Consider the following 7599-nt stretch of genomic DNA (forward strand, 5'->3'; position numbering starts at 1 on the left):
CCCGGCGCCCAGCGGCACCGCGCCCGCCGCCGCGCCCGCCCCCACGGTCGCCGCGGCGAGCGTGCCGGTCGGCGGCTCGGCCCAGGTCAAGGACCCGGCCACCGGGGACGCCGTCTACATCGTGCAGCCCAAGGCCGGCCAGTACTGCGCCTTCTCCGCGGTGTGCACCCACTCCGGCTGCGCGGTGGACGCCCCGAAGAACGGCCAGCTGTACTGCCCCTGCCACGGCTCCCGGTTCGACGCCGCGACCGGCGCGGTGGTCAACGGGCCGGCGGTCAAGCCGCTGCCCCGGTACGGCGTCAGCAAGGACGGCGACAAGCTGACCCTGGGCCCGCAGCAGAGCTGACCGTACGGGCGCTACTCGTCGCGGTCCGGCCTGCCGCGCCGGGCCACCGCGGCCACCGCGCCGGCCAGGCCGCCGACGCCGAGCACGATGAAGGTGACCGGGACGACGATCCGTCCGTTCACCGTCTCGCCGTCGAGGGCCGCCACCAGGTAGCTGACGGCGATCGCGGTGAACAGGCTGCCCGCGATCAGCGAGAACAGGTCGAGCCGGTGCTTCCTCACTGCTGGACCACCTTGATGTCGCCGATGCCGATGCCGAGTTGGAGATCGAGGGTGCCCTTGGACGGCTGACCGTCCACCGGGCCGAGCTGGTAGACGTGCCGCCCGGTGCCGTCGTTGCGGTCGCCCGGCACGGTGACGTTGCCCAGGCCGACCCGGGCCACCAGGTCCACCGTGACGTCCGCCGGCACGGTGACGACCAGCTCGCCGGCGCCGAGGTCGACCTTGGTGGCGAGGGTGCTCCCGGCCGGGTCGAGGTGGGAGAGGTCCAGCCGGACGTTGCCGGCCCCCAGGTTGTAGCGGTCCTTCAGGTCGGCGGCCGCGGTGACCGTCCAGGAGCGGTCGCCGACGGCGTCCTGCACGGTGTGCGGCGAGTGGCCGGCGAAGGCCAGCGCCAGGGTGGTCAGCAGGCCCAGCACCGCGAGCTTGCGGGCCTTGCCGAACTTCGCGGCCAGCAGCAGCGTCAGGCCGATCACCAGCAGCCCGGTGGCCAGCACGACGGTGCTCAGCTTGGTGACGTCGGTGTGGCCGGCCGAGGCGGACCAGACCGCGGTGGCCGCGCCGATCGCCAGCAGGAAGCCGACGAAGCCGAGCGGTGAGCGCTCCCGGGGGTGCCGTACGGCGGCCGGCTCGCGGCGGCGCTCCGGGCGCTCCTTGCGCAGCGGGTCGCCCTCCGGCAGGTCGGTGCGCTGCCACCAGGCCGGTGTCGGGCCGCCGGGCGGCGGCACCTTCGGGCCCGCGCCGGTGTCGGTGGCGCCGTACGGGTTGCGCTCGGGGTGGCGAGGGTCCCACAGGTAGCCGCTAGGGCCGGGGGCGGGGGAGTCGGCGGGGACGGTTCCGGCGGCCTGGCCGGCGGCGTGCCGGGCCGTGGCATCCTCGTCCTGCGCCCAGCCGTGGCCCTCGGCCTCGGGGAAGTGACGGTCGTACGGGCCGCCGCGGCGGCGCTCGCGACCGCGGCCGCCGCGGCGGCGCTCCGGGTCGTAGCGCACCGCCAGGAAGACCAGGCCGCCGAGCAGCAGCAGTGGGAACAGCTGGTCGCCGTCGCCCATCGAGGAGAAGAACACCCCGGTGCCGATCACGGTCAGCAGCACCGCGCCGATCGACTGGCCGTCGACCCGGCCGGTCAGCACCCGCTGGAGCTCGGTGCGCCCGCCGCGGCGGCCGTCGGCGCTGCCCTCGGTCGGGACGATCAGCCAGGCCAGGCCGTACAGGAAGAGGCCGAGGCCGCCGGAGAGGCAGAGCACCACGGTGACCACCCGGAAGACCACCGGGTCGATGTCCAGATGCCGCCCGAGACCACCGCAGACGCCGGCCACCACGCGGTGGTGCTCGGTCCTGGTCAGCGGGGGGCGTTCCGGTTCCGGCGGGGCGGTGGGCCCGGTCTCCTGGATGTGGTCCTCGGTCATGGGCACCATCCTTCCGGCAGGGGCGGCCCGGCCCAACCGGGTAGGGCCCTGTCCGGACCCTGACTTGTCCCTGATAAGGCTGGGGGACACACCCTGATGCGCCCGGAGCCGCCCGCGTGGAACCATCGGTGGCGTGGCAGCACCCGGTACCGATCCCCGACCCCTCGCCTCCGACGCCGCCGCGTCGGCCGGCGCCGACCCGACCGCGCCCGACGGCGGGCGGCCGCCCTACCGGCGGCTGTACCGCAGCCCGCAGGGGCGGATGCTCGGCGGCGTCGCGCACGGCCTGGCGGTGCACCTCGGGCTGCCGGTCCGCTGGGTCCGGCTGGCCTTCGTCCTGCTGTTCTTCGCGCAGGGCATCGGCGCGCTGCTGTACGCGGCGTTCTGGTTCGTGGTGCCGATCGGCATCGGCGAGCCCTCGCAGCGCGGCGGCACCCACTGGGTGAACGTCAACGGCGTCTACGTCCCGACCTCGCCCTGGCTGCGGCCGGGCACCCCGCTGACCAAGTCGGGCGGGGGCGGCTGGGTCGGGCGGCTGCGCGAACTGCTCCAGCACGCGCTCCAGGGCGAGCCGGTCGCCGTGACCGCCGCCGAGGGCGGGGCCGAGACCCGGCCCGCCGGCAAGGGCGGGCAGGGCGGTATCGGCCAGCTCGCCGCCCTGGTCATGGTCGTGATCGGCCTGATCGCCCTGCTGAACGTGCTCGGTTGGCAGACCGCCAAGCCGTACACCTGGCCGCTGCTGGCGATCGGCGTCGGCGTGGCGCTGGTCTGGCGGCAGGCCGACGACTCGCGCTGGCAGCGCTGGTTCGGCATCGAGGAGGGCGAGAAGCGGCGCAGCGCCTACACCCGGGTCGGCGCGGGCGTGCTGCTCGCGGTGGTCGGCACCATCGCGCTGCTCGCCATGCAGGGCAGCGGCTCCACCCTCGGCTCGGTCATCGAGGCCTCGCTCGCGGTGCTCGCCGGGGTGCTGGTGCTGCTCGGCCCGTACGGCCTGCGGCTCTGGCAGGACCTCGGCGCCGAGCGCACCGCCCGCATCCGCGCCCAGGAGCGGGCCGAGATCGCCGCCCACATCCACGACTCGGTGCTGCACACCCTCACCCTGATCCAGCGCCGGGCCGAGGACCCCAAGGAGGTGCTGCGGCTGGCCCGCTCCCAGGAGCGCGAGCTGCGGCTGTGGCTGTACCGCCCGGAGGCCGCCGCCGAGGCCGCGCCGGACACCATGGCGGAGACCCTGCGGGCCGCCGTCGCCGAGGTCGAGGACCGGCACGGCGTCCCGGTCGAGCTGGTGATCGTCGGCGACTGCCCGATGGACGAGAGGATTGCGGCACAGATCCAGGCCGCGAGGGAGGCGACCGTCAACGCGGCCAAGTACGGTGGCGGGGGACCGGTCCAGGTCTACGCCGAGGTGGAGGGGAGGACGGTGTCGGTGTTCATCCGCGACCACGGACCCGGCTTCGACCCCGACACGGTGCCCGAGGACCGGATGGGCGTACGGGAGTCGATCATCGGCCGGATGAAGCGCTACGGCGGCACCGCTCGGGTGCGGCCGGCGGCGGGCGGCGGCACCGAGGTCGAGCTGGAGATGGAGAGAACGCATGACTGAGGCAGCGCCGGAGCGTACGGCCAGGGTCGTCCTGGTGGACGACCACCGGATGTTCCGCACGGGGGTCCGGGCCGAGATCGGCCGCACCGACGTGACCGGCATCGATGTGGTGGGGGAGGCCGACGACGTGGACTCGGCGGTCCGCGTGGTCGCCGAGACCCGGCCCGACGTGGTGCTGCTCGACGTCCACCTGCCCGGCGGCGGCGGCGTCGAGGTGCTGCGCCGCTCGGTCGGGGTGATGGGCGAGCAGGGCGGGGTGAAGTTCCTGGCGCTGTCCGTCTCGGACGCCGCCGAGGACGTCATCGGCGTGATCCGCGGCGGCGCCCGCGGCTACGTCACCAAGACCATCACCGGCACCGACCTGGTCGACGCGATCTTCCGGATCGCCGACGGCGACGCCGTCTTCTCGCCCCGGCTGGCCGGCTTCGTGCTGGACGCCTTCGCCGCCACCGACACCCCGCCGGTGGACGAGGACCTGGACCGCCTCACCCAGCGCGAACGCGAGGTGCTGCGGCTGATCGCCCGCGGCTACGCCTACAAGGAGATCGCCAAGCAGCTCTTCATCTCGGTGAAGACCGTGGAGAGCCACGTCTCCGCCGTCCTGCGCAAGCTCCAGCTCAGCAACCGCCACGAGCTCACCCGCTGGGCCACCGCCCGCCGCCTGGTCTGATCACCCCCGGCATCGAGCCCGCCCGGTCCGGTCTCTCCGGGCCGGGCGGGCTTGTCGGTGGGTGGCCATAGACTCGGAGTGCCATGAGTAGCCTCTTTGACGACCTTCCGCTCCCCGGTTTCGAGGCACTTGCCGCCGGGTCGAAGCAGCCCGGCGCGCCCATCGACGAGGAGCCCCCGCCGTACGAGGACGACGTTCCGTACGACGCGTACGAGGAGGCGATCCCGGACGGGCTGTTCCACACCGACCACGCCGCCGACGCGGAGCGGGACGCCTGGTACCGCAACGGCGCCGCCCGTACGGTGATCGATCCGGCGCAGCTGCTGGAGGGGATGAACGACCCGCAGCGCGAGGCGGTGCTGCACGCCGGCGCGCCGCTGCTGATCGTGGCCGGCGCCGGCTCCGGCAAGACCCGGGTGCTGACCCACCGGATCGCCTACCTGCTGGGCGCCCGCGGGGTGCAGCCGGGCGAGATCCTGGCGATCACCTTCACCAACAAGGCGGCCGGCGAGATGCGCGAGCGCGTCGAGGCGCTGGTCGGCCCGCGTGCCCGGGCGATGTGGGTGTCCACCTTCCACAGCGCCTGCGTGCGGATCCTGCGCCGCGAGTCCAAGCAGCTGGGGTTCACCTCCAGCTTCTCGATCTACGACTCGGCCGACTCGCAGCGGCTGATGTCGCTGGTCTGCCGCGACCTCGACCTGGACCCGAAGCAGTTCCCGCCGAAGTCCTTCACGGCGAAGGTCAGCAACCTGAAGAACGAGCTGATCGACGAGGAGACCTTCGCCGACCAGGCCGCCAACCCGATGGAGAAGAAGCTCGCCGAGGCGTACGCGCTCTACCAGCGGCGGCTGCGCGAGGCCAACGCGCTCGACTTCGACGACATCATCATGACGACGGTGAACCTGCTCCAGGCCTTCCCGGACGTCGCCGAGCACTACCGCCGCCGGTTCCGGCACATCCTGGTCGACGAGTACCAGGACACCAACCACGCCCAGTACATGCTGGTCCGGGAGCTGAGCGGGGGATCCGTCACGGCCGCGCCGAAGCGCACCGCGGACGGGGACTTCGTGAACCCGGCCGCCGCGCACCTCGCCGAGGTGCCGCCGGCCGAGCTGTGCGTGGTCGGTGACGCGGACCAGTCGATCTACGCCTTCCGCGGCGCGACCATCCGCAACATCCTCCAGTTCGAGGAGGACTACCCGAACGCCACCACGATCCTGCTGGAGCAGAACTACCGCTCCACCCAGACGATCCTGAGCGCCGCCAACGCCGTCATCGAGCGCAACGCCAACCGGCGCGAGAAGAAGCTCTGGACGGCCGGCGACCACGGCGAGAAGGTCGTCGGCTACGTCGCGGACGACGAGCACGGCGAGGCCCAGTTCATCGCCGACGAGATCGACCGGCTCACCGACAAGGGCGAGGCCAAGCCCGGCGACGTCGCGATCTTCTACCGCACCAACGCCCAGTCCCGGGTGTTCGAGGAGGTGTTCATCCGGGTCGGCCTGCCGTACAAGGTGGTCGGCGGGGTGCGCTTCTACGAGCGCAAGGAGGTCCGGGACGTCCTGGCGTACCTGCGGGTGCTCTCCAACCCGGAGGACACCGTGCCGCTGCGCCGGATCCTCAACGTGCCCAAGCGCGGCATCGGCGAGCGGGCTGAGGCGATGGTCGACGCGCTGGCCGCGCGGGAGCGGATCTCCTTCGCCCAGGCGCTGGTCCGGGTGGACGAGGCGTACGGGATGGCCGCGCGCTCGGCCAACGCGGTCAAGAAGTTCAACACCCTGATGGCCGGGCTGCGCCAGGTCGTCGAGTCGGGCGCGGGCCCGGCCGCGGTGCTGGAGGCCGTCCTGGAGGAGACCGGCTACCTGGCCGAACTCCAGGCCTCCACCGACCCGCAGGACGAGACCCGGGTGGAGAACCTCCAGGAACTCGCCTCGGTGGCGCTGGAGTACGAGCAGGACCCGGGCGAGCGGCCGGACGCCGGGGAGGAGGGCACGCCGCCGGTCGGCTCGCTGGCCGACTTCCTGGAGCGGGTCGCGCTGGTCGCCGACTCGGACCAGATCCCGGACGACGACGAGGAGGGGCAGGGCGTCATCACGATGATGACCCTGCACACCGCCAAGGGCCTGGAGTTCCCGGTGGTCTTCCTGACCGGCATGGAGGACGGGATCTTCCCGCACATGCGGGCGCTCAACCAGGTCAAGGAGTTGGAGGAGGAGCGCCGGCTCGCGTACGTGGGCCTCACCCGGGCCCGCGAGCGGCTCTACCTGACCCGCTCGGTGCTGCGCAGCGCCTGGGGGCAGCCGGCCTACAACCCGGCCTCGCGGTTCCTGGAGGAGATCCCGGAGGCGCTGGTCGACTGGAAGCGGAGGGGGGCGGCCCAGGCGCCGGTCCAGCGCGGCTTCTCCTCGGGCTCGTCCGGCTCGTCGGGCTCGTCCTGGGGCAAGTCCTCCTCCGGGGGCGGGAGTTCGCGGTCCTCCTCGGCCGGGTCGGCCTCGCCGAAGGCCGGCTGGGGGCAGTCGGTGCGGCGCGGCGGCAAGGTCGTGGAGCGCGACGTCGTCTCGCTGGCCGTCGGCGACCGGGTCACCCACGACACCTTCGGGCTGGGCACGGTGGTCGGTGTGACGGGCGTCGGCGACAACGCCCAGGCCGAGGTGGACTTCGGCAGCACCGGCCGCAAGCGGCTGGTGCTGCGCTACGCGCCGGTCGAGAAGCTGTAGGGCCTGGCCGGCCGAGGCGGCTCCTGGTCCCGTCCTCGAACTCCCGCCCCACGGGCGGGAGTTCGGTCTCAGCGCGGGTCCAGCCCGTTCGAGAGGAACCAGGGCAGCGGGTCGACCGGACCGCTGCCCTGGGGCCTGATCTCGAAGTGCAGGTGCGGGCCGGTGCTGTTGCCGCTGCTGCCGACGAAGGCGATCACGTCGCCCTGCTTCACCGGCCCCTTGCGGACCTTGTACGCCCGCAGGTGGCAGTACCAGGCCTCGGTGCCGTCCGGCATCTTCAGTATCGACATGTAGCCGTAGAACGGGTTCCACTGCGTCCGGAGCGTCCCGTCGGTGACGGCGTAGACCTCGGAGCCGCCGTCCACCGGGAAGTCGATGCCGGTGTGCCGCCTGGCCCAGTGGGTGCCGGCCGCGCCGAACAGTTCGCCGAGGCCGTGCTGGGCGACCGGCATGACCACCGTCGGCTTGGCCGGTTCGGGGGTCGGCTGGGCGGTCGGGGCGCCGGTCGGCCGGCCGTCCCCGGGCTGGCTGACGGGCTTCGGCGAGCAGGGTGGCGGCGGCCACGGCGTCCTGGATGGCGAGGTTGATGCCGACCCCGCCGGCCGGGGACATCGCGTGGGCGGCGTCGCCGATCAGCAG

Annotated in this window: 7 protein-coding genes; 4 read left to right on the forward strand and 3 right to left on the reverse strand. The window is 73.3% G+C overall.

What is annotated here, in order from left to right; all coding sequences use genetic code 11:
• A partial coding sequence (locus BG452_RS25495) for a ubiquinol-cytochrome c reductase iron-sulfur subunit (protein WP_188306703.1) occupies positions 1-346 on the forward strand: 346 nt, incomplete at its 5' end.
• Between the two features lie 11 nt (positions 347-357).
• Here the strand turns inward: BG452_RS25495 and BG452_RS25500 are convergent.
• Both BG452_RS25500 and BG452_RS25505 read right to left on the reverse strand, forming a co-directional pair.
• The gene (locus tag BG452_RS25500; protein WP_188306704.1) at positions 358-567 is read right to left on the reverse strand and encodes a hypothetical protein; all 210 of its coding nucleotides are present in this window, start codon (positions 565-567) and stop codon (positions 358-360) included.
• The gene (locus BG452_RS25505; RefSeq protein WP_188306705.1) at positions 564-1970 is read right to left on the reverse strand and encodes a PspC domain-containing protein; all 1407 of its coding nucleotides are present in this window, start codon (positions 1968-1970) and stop codon (positions 564-566) included. Before BG452_RS25505 ends, BG452_RS25500 begins: the two co-directional genes overlap by 4 nt.
• Before the next feature lie 262 nt (positions 1971-2232).
• Between BG452_RS25505 and BG452_RS25510 the strand changes: the two genes are divergently transcribed.
• The 3 genes from BG452_RS25510 (at position 2233) to pcrA (ending at position 6960) form a co-directional block, all read left to right on the forward strand.
• Entirely contained in the window at positions 2233-3573 is a 1341-nt protein-coding gene (locus BG452_RS25510; RefSeq protein ID WP_411293015.1) for a PspC domain-containing protein, read from the forward strand.
• Positions 3566-4243, forward strand: a complete 678-nt coding sequence (locus BG452_RS25515) for a LuxR C-terminal-related transcriptional regulator (protein WP_188306707.1) — start codon at positions 3566-3568, stop codon at positions 4241-4243. The genes BG452_RS25510 and BG452_RS25515 overlap by 8 nt, the downstream gene beginning before the upstream one ends.
• Before the next feature lie 83 nt (positions 4244-4326).
• Positions 4327-6960 carry a DNA helicase PcrA gene (gene pcrA, locus BG452_RS25520; protein ID WP_188306708.1) on the forward strand — a complete coding sequence of 878 codons (2634 nt, stop codon included), beginning with the start codon at positions 4327-4329 and terminating at the stop codon, positions 6958-6960.
• Between the two features lie 68 nt (positions 6961-7028).
• Here the strand turns inward: pcrA and BG452_RS25525 are convergent, their stop codons facing one another.
• Positions 7029-7412, reverse strand: coding sequence for a M23 family metallopeptidase (locus BG452_RS25525; RefSeq protein ID WP_188306709.1), 384 nt, complete (start codon positions 7410-7412; stop codon positions 7029-7031).
• Positions 7413-7599: the final 187 nt, after the last annotated feature.

The organism is Streptomyces sp. CBMA123 (assembly GCF_014596465.1).
In the GTDB taxonomy this organism is placed as follows: domain Bacteria; phylum Actinomycetota; class Actinomycetes; order Streptomycetales; family Streptomycetaceae; genus Kitasatospora.